The sequence below is a fragment of the Anaeromyxobacter terrae genome (genome assembly GCF_022690685.1).
GTDB classification, from domain to species: Bacteria; Myxococcota; Myxococcia; order Myxococcales; family Anaeromyxobacteraceae; genus Anaeromyxobacter; species Anaeromyxobacter terrae.
The window spans coordinates 86114-104065 of record NZ_JALCYY010000006.1 but is presented as its reverse complement, the minus strand read 5'-3'; the positions used below and the strand labels follow the sequence as shown (position 1 = coordinate 104065).

15 protein-coding genes are annotated in these 17952 nt (G+C 72.4%); 4 read left to right on the top strand and 11 right to left on the bottom strand.

The window, feature by feature from the left end:
* Nucleotides 1–69 precede the first annotated feature (69 nt).
* Nucleotides 70–3312, top strand: coding sequence for a type 2 lanthipeptide synthetase LanM family protein (locus MNY62_RS04270; RefSeq protein WP_242342860.1), 3243 nt, complete (start codon nt 70–72; stop codon nt 3310–3312).
* A 28-nt stretch (nt 3313–3340) separates the two neighbouring features.
* Here MNY62_RS04270 and MNY62_RS04265 read toward each other — a convergent pair whose 3' ends face one another.
* The 8 genes from MNY62_RS04265 to MNY62_RS04230 form a co-directional block, all read right to left on the bottom strand.
* Nucleotides 3341–3712: a YciI family protein gene (locus tag MNY62_RS04265; RefSeq protein ID WP_242342859.1), complete on the bottom strand. Its 372-nt coding sequence runs from the start codon at nt 3710–3712 to the stop codon at nt 3341–3343.
* 269 nt (nt 3713–3981) lie between these two features.
* The gene (locus tag MNY62_RS04260) at nt 3982–5112 is read right to left on the bottom strand and encodes a BMP family ABC transporter substrate-binding protein (protein ID WP_242342858.1); all 1131 of its coding nucleotides are present in this window, start codon (nt 5110–5112) and stop codon (nt 3982–3984) included.
* Between the two features lie 56 nt (nt 5113–5168).
* Nucleotides 5169–6089 (bottom strand): ABC transporter permease, encoded by a 921-nt coding sequence (locus MNY62_RS04255; protein ID WP_242342857.1) that lies wholly within the window; start codon nt 6087–6089, stop codon nt 5169–5171.
* Nucleotides 6086–7174, bottom strand: a complete 1089-nt coding sequence (locus tag MNY62_RS04250; RefSeq protein ID WP_242342856.1) for an ABC transporter permease — start codon at nt 7172–7174, stop codon at nt 6086–6088. The genes MNY62_RS04255 and MNY62_RS04250 overlap by 4 nt, the downstream gene beginning before the upstream one ends.
* Complete coding sequence (locus MNY62_RS04245) at nt 7171–8709, bottom strand: ABC transporter ATP-binding protein (protein WP_242342855.1); 1539 nt, start codon at nt 8707–8709, stop codon at nt 7171–7173. The genes MNY62_RS04250 and MNY62_RS04245 overlap by 4 nt, the downstream gene beginning before the upstream one ends.
* Before the next feature lie 10 nt (nt 8710–8719).
* Entirely contained in the window at nt 8720–9277 is a 558-nt protein-coding gene (gpt, locus tag MNY62_RS04240) for a xanthine phosphoribosyltransferase (protein ID WP_242342854.1), read from the bottom strand.
* Nucleotides 9278–9350: 73 nt separating this feature from the next.
* Complete coding sequence (locus MNY62_RS04235) at nt 9351–10256, bottom strand: YihY/virulence factor BrkB family protein (RefSeq protein WP_242342853.1); 906 nt, start codon at nt 10254–10256, stop codon at nt 9351–9353.
* Between the two features lie 4 nt (nt 10257–10260).
* Nucleotides 10261–11919 carry a B12-binding domain-containing radical SAM protein gene (locus tag MNY62_RS04230; RefSeq protein ID WP_242342852.1) on the bottom strand — a complete coding sequence of 553 codons (1659 nt, stop codon included), beginning with the start codon at nt 11917–11919 and terminating at the stop codon, nt 10261–10263.
* Nucleotides 11920–12088: 169 nt separating this feature from the next.
* Here MNY62_RS04230 and MNY62_RS04225 point away from each other — a divergent pair, with 169 nt between their 5' ends.
* Both MNY62_RS04225 and MNY62_RS04220 read left to right on the top strand, forming a co-directional pair.
* Nucleotides 12089–12280 carry a hypothetical protein gene (locus tag MNY62_RS04225; protein ID WP_242342851.1) on the top strand — a complete coding sequence of 64 codons (192 nt, stop codon included), beginning with the start codon at nt 12089–12091 and terminating at the stop codon, nt 12278–12280.
* A 283-nt stretch (nt 12281–12563) separates the two neighbouring features.
* Nucleotides 12564–14987, top strand: a complete 2424-nt coding sequence (locus MNY62_RS04220) for a PAS domain-containing hybrid sensor histidine kinase/response regulator (protein ID WP_242342850.1) — start codon at nt 12564–12566, stop codon at nt 14985–14987.
* A gap of 54 nt (nt 14988–15041) precedes the next feature.
* Here the strand turns inward: MNY62_RS04220 and MNY62_RS04215 are convergent, their stop codons facing one another.
* The gene (locus tag MNY62_RS04215; RefSeq protein WP_242342849.1) at nt 15042–15251 is read right to left on the bottom strand and encodes a patatin-like phospholipase domain-containing protein; all 210 of its coding nucleotides are present in this window, start codon (nt 15249–15251) and stop codon (nt 15042–15044) included.
* A 189-nt stretch (nt 15252–15440) separates the two neighbouring features.
* Here MNY62_RS04215 and MNY62_RS04210 point away from each other — a divergent pair, with 189 nt between their 5' ends.
* Entirely contained in the window at nt 15441–16691 is a 1251-nt protein-coding gene (locus MNY62_RS04210; protein ID WP_242342848.1) for a hypothetical protein, read from the top strand.
* Nucleotides 16692–16736: 45 nt separating this feature from the next.
* Here the strand turns inward: MNY62_RS04210 and MNY62_RS04205 are convergent, their stop codons facing one another.
* Both MNY62_RS04205 and MNY62_RS04200 read right to left on the bottom strand, forming a co-directional pair.
* On the bottom strand, nt 16737–17267 hold the full coding sequence (locus MNY62_RS04205; protein WP_242342847.1) for a hypothetical protein: 531 nt from the start codon (nt 17265–17267) through the stop codon (nt 16737–16739).
* A 139-nt stretch (nt 17268–17406) separates the two neighbouring features.
* Nucleotides 17407–17943, bottom strand: a complete 537-nt coding sequence (locus MNY62_RS04200; protein ID WP_242342846.1) for a DUF4440 domain-containing protein — start codon at nt 17941–17943, stop codon at nt 17407–17409.
* Between the last annotated feature and the right edge of the window lie 9 nt (nt 17944–17952).

Here is a 17952-nt window from a genome sequence, read left to right as displayed (position 1 = left end):
CGGCGCGTCTCGGCTCGCGCCGGGACCGCCGCCGGCCTCCCACCCGCACAGAACGAGGTCACGAGGCTCATGGCTCACGAGGCCTGCTCTCCCGCGTCCGGGCTCACCCCACACCTCTACTCGGCGCTGTCGCTCGGCGAGCGGGCGGCGTGCCTCCGGCGAGGTGCGGAACGCTTCGAAGGCTCGAGGCCCGTCAGCGGCCGCGGGGCGGCCGCGCTGGAACGCTGGAGGTCGCGTGAGCCCTTCTCGGCGGACGAGCTCCTCCAGCGGCGGCTCCGGCTGGACGGCCTGAGCGAAGCAGGCCTGGCGACCCTCCTCGGGCTGCCGCCCGACGCCTACTCCGACCTCCTGGCGGCGCCGCCCGAGTGGGCGCGCGAGCTGGAGGCGCTCTACCTCGCGCCGCCACCCGACGACGACGTCGACCCCGCGTTCGCGCGTTACGCGGAGGAGGGGACGAACGGATTCCTGTGGCTCGCGTACCCGCTCGTCGCCGAGGCGCTCCGCCGGTTCCGAGCGCGCGCGGCCCGGATCCCGGCGAGGGGCGTCCCGTTCGACGCAGCGTCCGCGGAAGGGCTCGTCGTCCCCCGGCTGCTCGAGACGCTCGAGCACGCGCTCGAGGTCGTGATGGTGCTCGAGCTGAACGTCGCCCGCGTGCAGGGGACGCTCACGGGCGAGACCCCGGAGGCGCGCTTCCGCGGCTTCTGCGAGCGCCTCCGCGAGCGGGACGAGCGGCTGGCGATCGCCCGGGAGTACCCGGTCCTGTTCCGCTCACTCCACGCGAAGGCGACGAGCTGGCTGGAGTGCAGCCTCGAGCTCCTGGAGCGGCTGCACGCCGACTGGGAGCTCATCCGCGCGAGGCTCCCCGGCGGCGCGGAGGCGGGCCACCTCTCCGCGATCCGCTTCGGCGCCGGCGACACGCACCGCCGCGGCCAGACGGTCGCGATCCTCGAGTTCTCGACGGGCTTCAAGCTCGTCTACAAGCCCCACGGCCAGTCGGTCGACGTCCACTTCGGCGAGCTCCTCGAGTGGCTCAACGCGGCGGGCTTCGAGGCGCCGTTCCGCGTCCTGCGGATCCTCGACCGCGGCGGCTACGGCTGGTCCGAGTTCGTCGCTCATGAGCCCTGCACGAGCCGCGAGGAGGTCGAGCGCTTCTATCGAAGGCTCGGCGGGTACCTGGCCGCGTTCCGGATGGTGCGAGCGCGGGACATGCACTTCGAGAACGTGATCGCGGCCGGCGAGCACCCGATGCCCGTGGACCTCGAGACGATGTTCCACAACGACGCCGGCGCGGCCCTGCGCGACGATCCTGCCATCGCGGCGTTCCAGTCGTCCGTCATGCAGGTGATGCTGCTGCCCCAGCCCGTCCAGGGCGCCTCCGGCGAGGTCGTCGACATGAGCGGCTTCGGCGCGAGCAGCGATCAGTCCTTCCCGCTGGGCCGCTCCTCTTCCTGGGAGGGGGCGGCGACCGACGAGATGCGCGTGGGGCACGGCACGACGGTGCCGAGGATGGTCGCGAGGAATCGCCCGAAGCTGGACGGCGAGGAGGTCGACGCGGCGGAGTGGGCCCCGGCCTTCGTCGAAGGCTTCCGGCGCGTGTACGGCCTCGTCGAGGCGCGGCGCGACGAGCTCCTCGCGGGCGGAGGGATCCTGGAGCGCTTCGCCGGCGACGAGGTGCGGTTCGTCGCGAGGCCCACCGCGACCTACGCGATGCTGCTCAGGCCCACGCATCACCCCGACCTGCTCAGGAACGCGATCGACTGGGATCACGCGTTCGACGGCCTGTGGCTCGACGCCGCGCGGCAGCCGCACCTCATGCGGCTCATCCCGGCGGAGGCGAGGGATCTCCAGCGCGGCGACGTCCCGGTCTTCACCTCCCGCCCCGACTCGCGGGACCTGTGGACGAGCGACGGCGAGCGCATCCCGGACGTCTTCGACCGTCCGGCCATGGCGCTGGTCCGCGAGGGGCTGAGCCGCCTCGGCGCGGACGACCTCGCGCGGCAGGAGAGCTTCATCCGCGCGGCCATCGCGTCCGTCGCGAAGAGTGCGCCGTCCCCCGACGGCGGCCCGACGGCGCCGAGGCTGCGCCCGGCGGGCGGATCCGAGCCGATCCACCTCGCGCGCGCGGTGGGAGACCTGCTCTGCCGGGACGTCGTGGAGAGCGACGCCTGCGCGAGCTGGATCGGGACGTCGCCGCTGGGCGACGGGCGCTCGTCGATCCACCCGCTGGATCCGGGGCTCTACGACGGGCTCTCCGGCTGCTCGATGTTCCTGGCCTACCTGGCGCGCGCCACCGGGGACGGGTCGTACGAGCGGGTCGCGAGGAAGGCGCTCACCCTCGCGCGGAGGCACGTCGCTCGCGGGAGAGCCTCCGGCGCGCTCGCCGCGGGCCTGGGCGCGTTCACCGGCCTCGGCGGGATCATCTACACGCTCTCTCACCTGGCGGTGCTCTGGGACGACGCCGCGCTGCTCGAGGAGGCGAAGGCGCTCGCGGCGGACGTGCCGGCGCTGGTCGGCGCGGACGAGACCCTCGACGTGATCGGCGGCTCGGCGGGCGCGATCGCCGCGCTGCACGTCCTGAACGGCGTCAGCGCGAGCGACGACCTGCTCACGGCGGCCGTCCTCTGCGGCGAGCGGCTCCTGCAAAGGCAGCAGCCCCAGGGCGCGGGGGCGGGGTGGAGGACCGACGTCGCGAGTGATCGGCCGCTGACGGGCTTCTCCCACGGCGCGGCCGGGATCGCGTGGGCGCTGCTCAAGCTCGCGGCGTGGAGCGGGGAGGAGCGCTTCCGCCGGGCGGCGGAGGCAGCGATCGCGTACGAGCGCAGCACGTTCGTGGCGGCGCGGGCCAACTGGCCGGACTACCGTGCGCGGCCCGGGGGAGATCCAGCCGACGTGCACTGCGAGGTCGCCTGGTGCCACGGCGCGCCCGGGATCGGCCTGGCCCGGATCGACGGCCTGCCGTACCTGGACGACGCCGAGGTTCGCGGGGAGATCCGCATCGCGCTCCAGACGACGATCGACTCCGGCTTCGGGTCGAACCACTCCCTCTGCCACGGCGCCCTCGGCAACCTGGACCTCCTGCTCCACGCCGCGCGGCACGTGGACGAGTCCTGGTGGACGGACGCCGGGCAGCGGCTCGCGCGCGAGACCCTGGCCGGGATCGCGGCGCGCGGCTGCCTCCTGGGCGCGCCGACCCACGTCGCGCCGCCGGGGCTCATGACCGGTCTGGCCGGCGTTGGCTACGGGCTCTTGCGGCTCGCGCGCCCGGAGCGAGTCCCCTCGGTGCTGGTGCTGGCGCCGCCGACGGACGCGTAGGCCGGGCGCCCGAAGGGCGCGTGGCGCGCTACGGGCCCATGCCGGGATCGAACATCGGCCGCACCTCGGCCTCGCCCTCGAACTCGGGCCAGTGCTTCCGGTGCAGCTCCATGAACTCGGTCGCGATCCGGATCGCCTCGCCCTTCGTATCCGTCTTCAGGATGGCCCACCCCCCGATGACCTCCTTGCTCTCGGAGAACGGGCCGTCGGACACGGCGATCTTGCCGCTGGCGAGTCGCACGCGGACGCCATCCTTGCTCGGCAGCAGACCGCCCGTGTCGACGAGGGTGCCGTCCTTGAGCGACTTCTCGACGAACTTGCCCATCGCCTCCATCAACGCCGCAGGCGGCGGGGACTCGCGATAGGACTCGGAATGGCGGATGAACGTCAGGTATTTCATGGCTTCTCCTCTGGGTTCCAATCTGGCGACGAGCGAGCCCGCGCCGGATCGACGTCGGCACCCTCTTGGGCTGCGAGACGTTCTTCGGTCTCGAACTTGGCGACCGGGTCGAGGGGCCCGTCGCCGTTCACGCCGGCGAGCGAGCTCCAGGGCGCGCCGGCGCCGTCCGGCGCGACCGGAGCTGGTGTCGAAGAACGCGCGAGGATGAAAGGAACGGCCCCGGCCGGCGATGCCGGTCGGGGCCGCTGGGATCCTGCGTGAGAGCGTGGCTACTTGCCCGAGGGGACCTTGCCCTCGACGCCCTTCACGTAGAAGTTGATCGCGCCCTTCCAGGCGTCGTCGGCGACGACGTCCTTCGCGAGGACCTCCTTGCCGGTGTTGTCGACGACCGGGCCCTTGAACACCGCGACCGTGCCGGTCTTGAGCCCCTCGCGCGCGGTCTCGACGGCCTTCTTCGTGTCCTCGGGGAGGAACGCGGCGGGCTTCACGAAGTCGAGCATGCCCTCCTTGACGCCCCACTTCGTGACCTCGGGCTTCCAGCTCTTCTCGAGGATCTCGCCGAACGACTTCTCGTAGTAGACGGTCCAGTTCAGCGCGACCGAGCCGAGGTGCGCCTTCGGCGCGAACGCGCTCATGTCGCTGTCCCAGCCGAACGCGAACTTGCCGTTGCGCTCCGCGGCCTGGAGGACGGCCGTCGAGTCGGTGTTCTGGAGCAGCACGTCGGCGCCCTGGTTCATGAGCGACTGCGCCGCCTCGGTCTCCTTCGGCGGATCGAACCAGGAGTTGATCCAGACCACCCGCGTCTTCACCTTCGGGTTGACGCTCTGGGCGCCGAGCGTGAACGCGTTGATGTTCCGGAGCACCTCGGGGATCGGGAACGAGGCGACGAAGCCGAGGGTGTTCGTCTTCGTCATCTTGCCCGCGACGACGCCCGCGAGGTAGGCGCCCTCGTAGAAGCGGGCCTCGTAGACGCGGAGGTTGTCCGCCGTCTTGTAGCCCGTCGCGTGCTCGAAGTAGACGTCCGGGTGGTCCTTCGCGACCTTCACCATCGCGTCCATGAAGCCGAACGACGTGGCGAAGACGACCTTGTTGCCCTGCGCGACGAGGTCGCGGATGACGCGCTCGGCGTCGGGGCCCTCGGGCACCTTCTCGACGAAGGTGGTCGTGACCTTGTCGCCGAACTTGGCGAGCGCGTTCTTGCGGCCGAGGTCGTGCGAGAAGCTCCAGCCGGAGTCGCCGACCGGGCCGACGTAGACGAAGGCGGCCTTCAGCGGCTCGACCTTGGCGACGGGGGCGGCGGCAGGCGCCGGCGGCGCCTCTTCCTTCTTGGCGCAGGCGGCGAGCGTCGCCCCGAGGACGATCGCGCCGAGCGCGAGCTTGCGGGTGAACGAGCGAGTCATGTGTCTCCCCTCTCTAGGTGCGGTGGTGACTTCGGTGAGGCGCTTCGTCCCGCGGTTCAGGCGCCCGGGAAGAACGGCTTCCCGAGCGACGCGGGCATGTTGAGCCGGATCCAGAGCGGATTCCGGGAGATGAGGACGAGGACGACGACGGTCGCGACGTAGGGCAGCATCGCCATGAACTGGCTCGGCATCTGGACGCCCTGCGCCTGCAGGTGGAGCTGGAGCATGGTCACGCCGCCGAACAGGTAGGCGCCGAGGAGGATCCGTCCGGGCCGCCACGTCGCGAAGACCGTGAGCGCGAGCGCGATCCAGCCGCGTCCGGCGACCATGCCCTCGACCCAGAGCGGCGTGTACACCACCGAGAGGAACGCCCCCGCGACGCCGCACAGCGCCCCGCCCGTCACGACGGCCGCGAGGCGGATCCGCCGCACGCCGTACCCGAGCGCGTGCGCGGACTGCGGCGACTCGCCGACCGCCCGCAGCACGAGCCCCGCGCGCGTCCGGTACAGGAAGAAGGCCGCGGCCGCGACGAGCGCGACCGCCACGTAGACCATCGGGTGCTGCCGGAAGAGGGCAGGGCCGAGGAACGGCACGTCGGCGAGGACCGGCACCGCGTGGGCGGTCTTCTCGCCGAGCTGCCTGCCGACGTAGTCGATCCCCACGAACGCCGAGAACCCCGAGCCGAAGAGGCTCACCGCGAGCCCGGTCGCGTACTGGTTCGTGTTGAGCCAGACGACGAGCCAGCCGAAGACGGCCGCGACCGCCGCGCCCGCGGCCGCGCCCGCCGCGAAGCCCAGCCACTCGCTCCCGCCGTGGTACGCCGCCGCGAAGCCGGCGACCGCGGAGATGAGCAGCATGCCCTCGGCGCCGAGGTTCAGGACGCCGGCGCGCTCATTGAGGAGGAGCCCGAGCCCAGCGATGGCGAGGGGCGTGCCCGCGGAGAGCGTCGCGGCGACGAGCAGGGCGAGCTCGTTCACGGCGCGGCCCTCCAGGTCCACCGGGCGAGCCGCGGGCGGTGGTGGATGAGCGTGTCGCAGCCGAGCAGGGCGAGGAGCAGCATGCCCTGGAACACGCCGCTCACCGACGCGGGCAGGCCGACGCGCGACTGCGCGAGCTGGCCGCCGATCACGAAGGCGGAGAGCACGACGCTGCCGAGGACCGCCCCGAGCGGATGGAGCCGGCCCACGAACGCGACGATGATCGCGGTGAACCCGTAGCCGCTCGCGACGTGAGGCGTGAGCTGTCCCATCGGGCCGGTGACCTCGAAGGCGCCGGCGATCCCGGCGAGCGCGCCCGAGATGAGGAGCGTCGTCCAGATCGCGGCGCGCGACGAGAACCCGGCGTACCGCGCCGCCGCCGGCGCCGGGCCGCCGATCTGGAGCTGGATGCCGCGGTGCGTCCGGAACATGAACAGCCACATGAGGACCGCCGCGACGAGCGCGAACGCGAACCCCCAGTGCAGCCGCATGCCGCGCACGAACCGCGGGATCTCGGTCGCCGCCGCGAACTGCACGGTCTGCGGAAAGTTGAAGCCGAGAGGGTCCTTCCACGGCCCGAACACGAGCCACGAGAGGAAGAGGTCCGCGACGTAGACGAGCATCAGGCTGACGAGGATCTCGTTCGCGTTGAAGCGGTCCCGCAGGAGCGCCACGATCGCGGCCCACGCCGCGCCGCCCGCGGCCCCCGCCACCACGACGAGCGGGAAGAAGACCCACGGCGAGAGCGCGGCCGAGGCGTTCGTGACCCACAGCGCGAGCCCGCCGCCCGCGATCGCGCCCATCAGGAACTGCCCCTCGGCGCCGATGTTCCACACGTTCGACCGGAAGCAGAGCCCGAGGCCGAGCGCGCACAGGATGAGCGGCGTGCACTTGAGGCCGAGCTCGGTGAGCGCGCGAACGCCGTTGAACGGCTCGACGAGGAACATCGAGAGCACGCGCACGGGGTCCTTGCCGAGCGCGAGGAAGAGCACGCCGCCCGCGGCGACGGTCACGGCGAGCGCGATGATCGGGGACAGGACGCTCATCCTGAGCGAAGGGACCTGGCGGACGTCGAGGCGGATCATCGGGCTCCTCCGGCGAGCGCGGCCGCCTGTCCGGGGCCGCCGGTCCACAGCCCGCTCATCCACTCCCCGATCTGCTCGACGCTCGCCTCGGCCGACCCGATCGACGGAGAGAGGCGGCCCTTCGCGATGACGTGGAGCCGGTCGGCGAGCGCGAAGAGCTCCTCGAGCTCCTCGGAGACGACGAGCACGGCGCACCCCGCGTCGCGGAGGGCGACGAGCTCGGCGCGGATCTGCGCCGCCGCGCCGACGTCCACTCCCCAGGTCGGCTGCGCCACGACGAGCACCTTCGGGACGGCGTCGAGCTCGCGTCCGACGATGTACTTCTGGAGGTTGCCGCCCGAGAGGCTCCGCGCCGCCGCGGCCGGCCCCGAGGCCTTCACCCAGTACCGCCGGAGCACGCCGGACGCCTGGTGGCGGAGCGCGGCGCGATCGATCCAGCCGAACGCGCGCAGCGCCTCGTGGCGCGTCAGCAGCATGTTGTTCGCGAGCGAGAGCGACGGCACCGCGCCGCGGCCGAGCCGCTCCTCGGGGACGAAGTGCAGGCCGCGCTTCCGGCGAGCGGCCGCGCCCATCCGCCCGATGGGCTGCCCGAAGAGCTGGATCGCGCCGGCGTCGGCGCGCGGATCCTCGCCGGAGAGCGCGGCGAGCAGCTCCTGCTGCCCGTTCCCGGACACCCCGGCGATCCCGACGATCTCGCCCGCGTGGACGTCGAGCGAGACGTCCTCGAGCGCGACGCCGAACCGGTCGTGGCCGGGGAGGGCGAGCCCCCGCGCCGAGAGCGCGAGGGGGCCGACGTTCGCGGGGCGCCGCTCGAGCCGCGGCGGCTCGGCGCCGATCATCATGCGCGAGAGGCTCGCGGTGCTCTCCCGCGTGGGATCGCAGCTCGCCACGACGCGGCCGCCGCGCAGCACGGTGCACTGGTGGCACAGCGCGAGGATCTCGTGGAGCTTGTGGCTGATGTAGAGGATCGAGCACCCCGTCGCGGCGAGCTTGCGCAGGGTCTCGAACAGCTTCTCGGCGGCCTGCGGCGTGAGCACCGCCGTCGGCTCGTCGAGGATCAGGAGCCGCGGGTTCGCGAGGAGCGCCCGGACGATCTCGACGCGCTGGCGCTCGCCGACGGACAGCACGTGCACCGGCCGGTCGGGATCGAGGTCGAGGCCGTACTCGGCCGCCTTGCCGCGGATCCCCTCGACCACCTCCCGCAGGCTCACCGTGCGGGACAGGCCGAGCCAGACGTTCTCCGCGACCGTGAGCGAGTCGAACAGCGAGAAGTGCTGGAACACCATCGCGATGCCGAGCGCGCGCGCGTCGTGCGGGCTCTGGATCGCGGCCGGCGCGCCGTCCCAGAGGAGCTCGCCGGCGTCCGGCGCGACGGCGCCGTAGACGACCTTCATCAGCGTCGACTTGCCCGCGCCGTTCTCGCCGAGGATCGCGTGGATCTCTCCGGGCGCGACCGCGAGCCCGACGTCGTCGTTCGCGACGACGTCCCCGTAGCGCTTCGTGATGTGGCGGAGCTCGAGGCGCGGTGCGCTCACTTCGGGCCCCTCACTCCGTCCGCCGCTGCCGGATCGGCGAGACGAACCTGTAGTCGATGTCCCACGGGAAGTAGATCCACTTCTCCTGTCGGAACTCCTTCACGAACGTGTCGACGACGGGGCGCCCGAGCGGCTTCGCGTAGAGCGTCGCGAAGTGCGCCTTCGGGAGCTTCTCCCGGACCGCCTGCGCGGTCCGTCCGGTGTCGACGAGGTCGTCGATGAGGAGCCAGCCGTCGCCGTCTCCGGGGACCGTCTTCAGCCAGCGCAGCTCGCCCTGCTTCTGCTCCGCGCCGCCGGACTCGCCCCCGCCGTAGCTGACGATGCAGACCGTGTCGATGAGCCGGATCTCGAGCTCGCGGGCGACGAGCGCCGCCGGCACGAGGCCGCCGCGCGTGATCGCGATGATGCCCTTCCAGTCGCCGAGCTCGTGCAGGACGCGCGACAGGTAGCGCGTGTCGCGATGCAGCTCCGGCCACGAGATGACGATCTCGTCCTTGTACGGGCCATCCTCGGAGAGCACCGCGCCGCGCTCCTCGCCGGGGGAGGAGTTCGTCGGGTCTGTCGCCATGGCGTGTTCTACCGGATGGGGCTGACACGGGCCACACGGGGGGGGGGGAGCCGTCTTCAGCGGCGGGCCCGCCCTAGGCTTGGCGCGTCACCTCGCGCGCCTTCTCGTACCAGCGCACTCCCGCGGCGGAGCTGGCCTCGAGCTCGGCGATGACCTGCGCGCCGAGGAGCAGGATGACGAACACGATCTCGAGCGAGAGCAGCACGACGACGACGCTGGCGAGCGAGCCGTAGAGCACGTTCACCATCGAGATGTTGGCGAAGAAGTAGACCACGAACAGCGCGGTGAGCCGCCAGAGCACCGCCGCGGCGAGCCCGCCGATGAATGCGCGTCGGGCGGAGATCCTGACCACCGGCAGGACGCGGTAGATGCCGCCGAACAGGACGACCAGCCCCAGGAAACCCGATAGCCGCAAGAGCAGCTTGATCCCGGACGCGAGCGGGCGCTGCAGCCCGAACATCCGCAGCTGGTGCTCGTCGAGGGCGTCGAGGCCGGCCGTGAGCAGGGTGACACACAGGAGAGCGACCATCAGCACCAGCATGAACAGGTAGGGAAGCAGGGCCGAGACCCAGAAGCTCCGGTGCGCGGTCGGGCTGGACGTGTGGAAGATCGCGGCAACTGCCTGCTCCAGCATGCGAAACGCGATCGAGCTGAAGAACAGCATGGCCAGCACGCTGAGAGCGCGGGTCGACGCCTCGGTGTGGAGGAACGCCTGCGCAGCCTGCAGTACGGCGTCCGCGTGCTGGGGAACGAGCGCCGTGAGCTCCGGGCGCAAGATGTCGAGGATGCGAGCCTCGTCGAAGAAGAGCGAGAGCGCGGCCACCACCAGCGTCAGGAAGGGCACGAGCGAGAGCAGCGCGTTGTAGCCCACGCCGCCGGCGAGCAGGATTCCACGGTTTCGCGAGAACGCGCGCAGGGTTCGGCCGGCGAAGAGCAGCAGCTGAGTGGTCCATCGCCATGCGTCGCGAACCGGGTCCATGGCCTCACCTCACCGTCGTCTCCTCCTCGGTGATGAGTCGAGCGCCAGGCGTGCGTCGTCCCGAAGCGGCAGCACCCCGCGCACGGGCGGGCGCCCTGTCGCCGATGCGAGCGTGCTCGCTGGCGGCGTCGCCCCCATCGTCGAGCTCCGACAGGGAGGCGTCGATGCGCGGAAGCACGACCTCTTCCGTGTAGCGGATGAGGCTCTCGCCGACGATCGCGAACATCACCGCCCGCGGCAGCGCGGCGGTGCCGCGCCGCAGGGCGCGTGCGACGAGCCGCCAGAAAAGCCGCCGGCGGGGGCCGCGGATGCCGAGGCGCCACAGCGCTCGACCCAGCGTCCCGACGGATCCGTTGCCGACGCTGTGCGCGACGGCGCCGCGCCGCGGCGGCGCCTGCTCGAGCTGGAGGGCGCAACGCCGGAAGTATGCCTCCGGTGCATACAGCGCGGCGAGCAGGCGGCGGTACCCCGCGAGCAACGTCCGCTCGTCCAGCGCGGGCTCGAAGTTGGGACGCTCGAACGAGTCGCCGGACGGTGCGCCGCGCAGGCGCCCCTCCTGCTCGAGCCGCCGCCACAGCTGCGTCCCCGGGAGCGCGGTCAGCAGGTTCACCATGGCGCGTGCGATGGGAAGGCCCGAGATGAATGCGAGCTGCCGGTCGAAGATGTCCGGGCCATCGCTGTCGAAGCCGACGATGAACCCCGCGTACACCTCGAGCCCGGCGCGGGTCAGCGCCTCGACGGCCTGCTCCTGGGGCACCCGCAGGTTCTGCGTCTTTCCCGCCTCGGCGAGCGCGGTGGTCGAGGGGGTCTCGAGCCCGACGAAGACCTGCCCGAACCCCGCGCCGACCATGGCGGTCACCAGCTCGGGATGCGTCGCGAGATCGATGCTCGCCTCCGTGCAGAAGGCGAAGGGGAACCCGTTCCGCTCCTGCCACGCGCGCAGCGCCGGGAGCAGGCTCGCGACCGCGCGCCGGTTGCCCACGAAGTTGTCGTCCACGAAGAACAGGGTGCCGCGGGCTCCCAGCGCGCGTAGCGCGTCGAGCTCGGCCAGGACCTGTTCCGTCGACTTCACCCTCGGCACGCGCCCGAAGATCTCGATGATGTCGCAGAACTCGCACTTGAAAGGGCAGCCGCGCGAGTACTGGAGCGCGTGGCTCCCGTAGCGCGAGAGCTCGAGCAGATCGAAGCGGGGCACCCGAGCGAGGCGCAGATCGGGGCGGTCGTCGCCTTGCGGGGACAGAAGGCGGGGCGAATCGGTCGCGGGCGCCTCGAGGACGCGCACGAGCAGGTCGAGTCGGCCCTCGGCCTCGCCGCGGAACACGTGGTCCGCCTGCTCGAAGAGCTCGGGCGCGCTGCTCGCGGCGGGGCCGCCCACGACCGTGCGCCGGCCCATCGCTCGAGCGCGCCGCAGCACGGCGCGCATCGACTCCAGCTGGATGAGCATTCCCGAGACGAGGACCACGTCGGCCCACGCGAGGTCGGCGTCGTCGAGCGGCGCGACGTGGAGGTCGCGGAGGCGCAGCTCCCAATGGGTCGGCAGGAGCGCGGCCAGCGTCGCGATCCCGAGCGGCGGGTACGTCGCCGCCTTCTCGACGAACGGGAGCGCGTGCTCGAAGCTCCAGTAGGTCGTCGGTGACCGCGACTGCACGAGGAGGGCGCGCATGACCGCGAGCTATTCACTGTATGTCACCGATCCGTCACGGTCACGCCATGGCTGCCCCGACCATCGTCGGCGGGCCACGGAGCGCCGCGCGGTCCCCCGATCTCGGCGCCATGGGTGGGCTGCGTGCGCTCAGCCGAGCGTGATCCGTCGGTTGCAGGTCTGGCGCCCAGTGCCGACCGTTCGAGCGGTGCTGGTCCTCTTCCTCTTCGCGCTGGTGCTCCTCGCCGCGTGGTTCATCGCGGTGGTGGCGTTCCACGTCGCGGCCGCGGCCATCCACCTCCTCCTGGTCGTCGCGCTGGTCCTGTTCGCGGTCGGCTTCATGAGGCGCAGGTTCGCGCGACCGCAAGGACCAGCCGTCTAGCCATCCACTCGCCCGCCCGGCTGCGCGCGCGCCGCGGCGAGCTGGGGTGGCGGGAGTCGCAATCGTCATCAATCGACGCGACCGTCGGCTCATCGCAATCACGACCGTCGGGCAGCCAGGCGGTCCGTGTGCCTTTCGGTGCACGCCCGGTTGGCGCTCGGGCTCAGGCGAGCGACGTTGCATCCGCGGGTGGCGCGCCGAGGTGCAATTGCCGTAGGGTTCGACACTCGAATACGCGGTCTTCGAAACGTCGCGCGCGTCATGACCGCCTCGAGCCTTCTGGATGCGCCATCTCCTGGATCTCCTGTTCGATGAGCGCACCGTGGGGCGGTGCCTCGTCGCCGCGGACGGCACCATCCTTCGCGCCAACGCCGAGTGGCTGCGCTCGACGGGCTTCCCACACGACGATGTCCTCGGCGCGGACATCGTCGCGTTCTCCCCCGCGACGCGAGACACGGTGCTCGCGATGCACGCGCACGCCCGCGCCGGGCACCACGTCGAGGTGCCTCGGCAAGCGAGGCACGTGGAGGGGCGCGAGACGTGGTGGGAGGGGAGCATCGATCCCGTCCCGCTGGACGGCGGCACGGGGCTCCTCATCACGGCGCGGGAGGTCTCGCCGCGCGGCGACGATCAAGGCGTGTCGGTCCCGTCGGCCGCGGCGAACGCCGGGAACGCGCCCGCAACGGACCCAGGGCGGGCCGAGTCCGGATTCGAGGAACGGCTCCGGCTCGTGATCGAAGCCATGCCGCAGATCGTGTGCCTGGTCGAACCGGACGGCAGGCCCGAGTACGTCAACTCGGCCTGGACCGCGTTCTCCGGCCTCGACCTCGAGGCGACGGCACGCGCGGGGTGGCTCGGGTTTCTGCACCCGGACGACGTGGCCGCCGCGGGCGAGTGCCGACTGCGGGCGCTGAAGAGCCTCGCTCCGCAGCACGCCGAGCTGCGTTACCGCGCCGCGGACGGTACCTACCGCTGGTTCCTGAGCCGCCTCGCGCCGATCGTCGAGGGTGGGCGGGTGGCTCGGCTCATCGGCGCGGCGCTGGACATCGAGGATCGGAAGCGCGCCGAGGCGGCGATGCGCGAAAGCGAGGAACAGGCCCGGGTCAGCGAGCAGCGCGCGCGGGGGCAGCTCGCGGAGATCGAGGCCATCTACGCAAACGCGCCCGTGGGGCTGTGCGTCTTCGATCGGGACCTGCGCTGGGTGCGGCTGAACGAGCGCGCCGCCGAGGTCGACGGCCTCTCGCTGGAGGCTCACATCGGCAAGACCCCGCGTGAGCTGCTGCCGGACGTCGGCGAGCAGGCCGAAGCTGCGCTCCGCAAGGTCCTGGAGACCGGGGAGCCGCTCCTCGACGTCGAGTTCACCGGGACCACGACCACCCAGCCCGGCGTCGCGCGGTTCTGGAACGAGCGGTGGGTTCCGATCAAGGACGGCGAGGGGCGCATCCTCGGGATCAGCGTCGCCATACAGGAGATCACCGACCGCAAGCGTACCGAGCTGGAGCTTCGCGAGGCGAATCTGCGGCTGCGGGACGCCGACCAGCGCAAGAACGAGTTCCTCGGGATGCTCTCGCACGAGCTGCGGAACCCGCTAGCTCCCATCCGGAACGCGCTCTACATCCTCGACCGCGCCGAGCCGGCGGGGCAACAGGCGCGCCGAGCGAAGGAGGTGGTGAACCGGCAGCTCACTCACCTCACGCGGCTCGTCGACGACCTCCTGGATGTCACGCGCATCGGGCGGGGTAAGATCGAGCTGCGCCGCACGGATGTGGATCTCGCCGCCCTCGGGCGTCGGACCGCCGAGGACCACCGCGCGCTGATGCAGGTTCGAGGGCTGGACCTCAAGGTGGACGTGCCGGACGAACGCCTCGTGGTGAACGGCGACGACACCCGGCTCGCGCAGGTGCTCGGGAATCTGCTCAGCAATGCCGCGAAGTTCACGCCCGCGGGCGGCCGCGTGACGCTCACGGTCCGCGCCGACGGACGCCATGCGGTGGTGCACGTCCAAGACACCGGGCCCGGCATCGAGCCGCACATGTTGCTGTCGATCTTCGAGCCCTTCACCCAGGCGACGCAGACGCTCGCGCGGAGCGACGGTGGGCTCGGGCTCGGGCTCGCCCTCGTGAAGGGCCTGGTAGCTCTGCATGGCGGCGAGGTCCTTGCGGTCAGCGGCGGCACGGGGGAAGGGACGGATTTCGTCGTCAGGCTCCCGCTCGGCGCTGCGACCACGGCCGCCGTCGCGGAGCGAGACGGCGCCGCGGTTGCGCGACCCGCACCTTTTCGGCGGCGAGTCCTCGTCGTGGACGACAACGAGGACGCCGCCGAGACCCTCGCGCAGCTCGTCGAGATGCTGGGGCACGACGCCGAGGTCGCCTACGACGGGCCGAGCGCGATCACGAAAGCGCGCGAGTACGCCCCCGACCTCATCCTCTGCGACATCGGCCTGCCCGGGATGGATGGCTACGAGGTGGCGAGGCAGCTTCGCGGCCGCGGCACGGCTGCCCGGATCGTCGCCGTGAGCGGGTACGCGCAGCCGGAGGACGTGGCGAAGGCGACCGAGGCCGGCTTCGACGGGCATGTGGCGAAGCCGCCGGATCCGGAGGAGATCGCACAGGTCATCCGCTCCTACGCCGAGACCTCTCCGTCCGCGACCGGCGCGCGTTCGACGAGCTCCGGGCTGACGTCGGCGCGCCCGTCCTGCGCAAGTTGACGACCCGGCTCGAGGCTCCTCGCTCGCGCCGATCCTGCTCCCGCCGCGGGCCCGTCACGCGACGTCCGCCGCGGCGGCGAGGGAGGCCTCCTCGACGAATCGCCGGAGGTCTCGACGCGCGAGCGCGAGCGGGCCACTCCGGTGGACCTCGGGGCGCGCCCGCGTGAGGTTCGCCGACGTGCAGAAGAAGGGTCGCCACGTGTCGGCGATGTCGCGCGCGCCGAACCACCGCTCGAGCGCCGCATCGAGGCGCTTGCCGCGCACGAGCGCGAGGTGCCCAACGCCCGGGGCGGCCGCTCGCTCTCCAGGCGGAGTCCCCCCAGGGGTTACAGCGATCTCCCCGCCTGCTAGGCTCTCCGGGCGGAGGTGGGGATGCCAGGAGAGCGGCGCAGGGCGCGATCGTGCTCGCGGGCAACCTGGGCGCTCGTCGCGCTCGCGTGCGGGGGATGCACGTTGACGCACCGTCACGCCATCCCGGAGCCCGTCGTCGAGCCGCCGCCCGCGCGGCGCATCGAGGCGACGGTGGGCGTCCGCTTCGAGCCAGGACTGGCGAGGCGAGAGGACGTCTCCTCGCGGCCAGGATGGGCATGGACCTCCGTCCGGTCGGTCGCGCCGGTGGGCCGCTCCGTCGAGGCCATGTGCGATCGGCTCCTCCCCGCCGTCTTCGCCGGGACGAGGCCGCTCTCGGCGACCGCGCCGCCCGAGGGCATCGACGCCGTGCTCGACGTCCGGCTCGCCGCGTTCGAGCTCCGCGCGCCCGAGGGGTTCGACGCGACCGCCTGCCGCGCCACCGTCGCCCTCGGCTGGGAGCTCTCGACCGCGGCCGGCGAGCCGATCGCGCGCTGGACCACGGAGACCGTCGGCGAGCAGCCGCCACCGGCGCTCGGCTCCTGCATCGGCGACGCGGTCGCGCTCGCGCTCCAGGAGGCAGGTCGCGCGTTCGTGGACCGGCTGCTCTCCGATGCCTCTGTCCGCGCCTGGATGGACAGCCGAGGCATCGCCGCCGTGCCGGCTCCGGAGCTTCCGCGCGCGCCACCGGCCCCCTCGCCGAGGGAGCCAGAGGGAGCGCAGGATCCGTGGGCGACGGAGGCGGGGGAGCCCCGGCCCGTCCTGCCCAGGCCGGTCGTGAAGGCGGCACCGCAGATGCCGGGAACCTTGGCATTTCGCGGCGCGCTGGGCTGGTTCTCGCCGCGCGGCGAGCCCGGCGCCCTCGACGAGCCGAGCGGCGGGATCGCGCTCCTGCTCGGCGCCACGTATCGCCGAATGCAGTCGCTGGGCGTCGATCTCGACCTGACCTACGGGTACGGTCAGTTCTCCTCCACCACCGCCCCTCCACCCGGGATGTTCGAGACGAAGAGCGATCGCATGAGCCTGTCGTCGCTCGGGTTCGCCGCCGGGATCCGAGGGATCGCGCCGCTCGGGATCCTCCAACCGTGGGCGGGAGCCGGCGTGGCCCTTCTCGTGTCGAAGGTCACGCTGACCGGCGCGACGCTCGGCTTCCCCGGTGAGGTGACCGAGAGCGGCGTCACGGGCGGCGCGTACGTGGCGGCGGGTCTCGATCTCGCGGTGGAGAAGACGTGGCTCGTCGGCGGGCAGTGCCGGTGGACCTTCGCCGAGCAGGGCTTCCGCAGGCTGTCGGCGGGGCGGACGGGGAGCATCGGCGGACCGATGTGCCTCGCCGCCATCTCGCGGACCTGGCCCTGAGCGCGCTCCCCGGCGGGGCCCGCGCGCCTCAGCGCGGCGAATCGGTCACGGGGACGCGTGGATCTTCCGGGCCGCGACCGCCACGCCGCCGAGGGCGGCCGCCGCGTCCACCCCGATGATGCAGAACTCCGGCGCGGGCCCGAGCACCATCTGGCGCTGCCACGTCTCCCCGGGCGGAAGCTGCGCGACGAACTCGGGATACGAGGCGCCGCCAGGCTTCGAGCACCACGTCGTGCGGGGCAGGGTGCCGCCCCGGGCCGGCGCGAGGAGGCGGTAGACGCCGCCGTGGCCGCCGCCCGCCAGCCGTGCCGCGGCGTCGTGCGGCTCGCGCCGAGCTCCCGAGACAGCGGCCTCGTTCAGCGCGCCGAGCGCGGCGAAGTCGTCCACGAGGTACCAGTCCTCGAACGCGCGCGCGACCGGCAGCCACGGCGCGGCCTCCAGCTCGTACACGCGCGACGAACGCACGCCGGGAGGAGGGGTGGACGCGAGTGCGCGGTGGAACGCGACGAGCGACTCTGCGTAGCGTGCGGCGTCCACCGTGGGCGCCGGCCAGTGCCAGAAGACGTAGGCGAGCATGTCCTCGTGATTATGGGCGACGCGCCTCGCTCGCAACCCCCTCCGGAGTTGCAGCGCGCCACACCGGCGCTCCTCACGTGTGAGACGTTCGAGACCGTCTACAGGCGCGGTTCGCTCCCGTCATCGCGAGACACCCGGCCTAACGTCCGATGAGCTCGCGTGCGGACGAGCCGACCGTCGGCACGGTGTTGGCGATCTGCGTCAGCAGCCATCGACCCTCGGACTTGCGCCAGGTGGTGCTGAAGCGCACCACGACCGGCGGCCGCCCGCCCGCGGAGAACGGAACGTGGAAGTACGCAGTGGCCAGCGCACCGTCGACGCGCACGTCGAGGTCGCGCACCGCGCCGAACGTGGCGCTGCGCCAGAGCGCGAAGTCGTCTGCCATCAGCCGTCGCAGCTCGGCGGGAGTGCGCACGACCTCGGACAGATCGCTTCCGTAGGCGATGAAGCCGGCGGGGTCGACGAGGCGCAGGACGCCGTCCGCATCGTCCTCGGCGTACCGCCGCAAGAGCTCCGCGACGCGGCCCTCGACAGCCGGGCGTCCAGCTTCGGCATCGGCGTGCGGTCGCGCCGAGGCGCAGCTCGCGAGCACCGGCACGACGGCGGCGGCAAGGATGGAGGCGAGACGGCGTGAAGGCATGGGCGCGGATTCCTTCCGGGTCGCGTGATCGGTCATGGTCGGGTC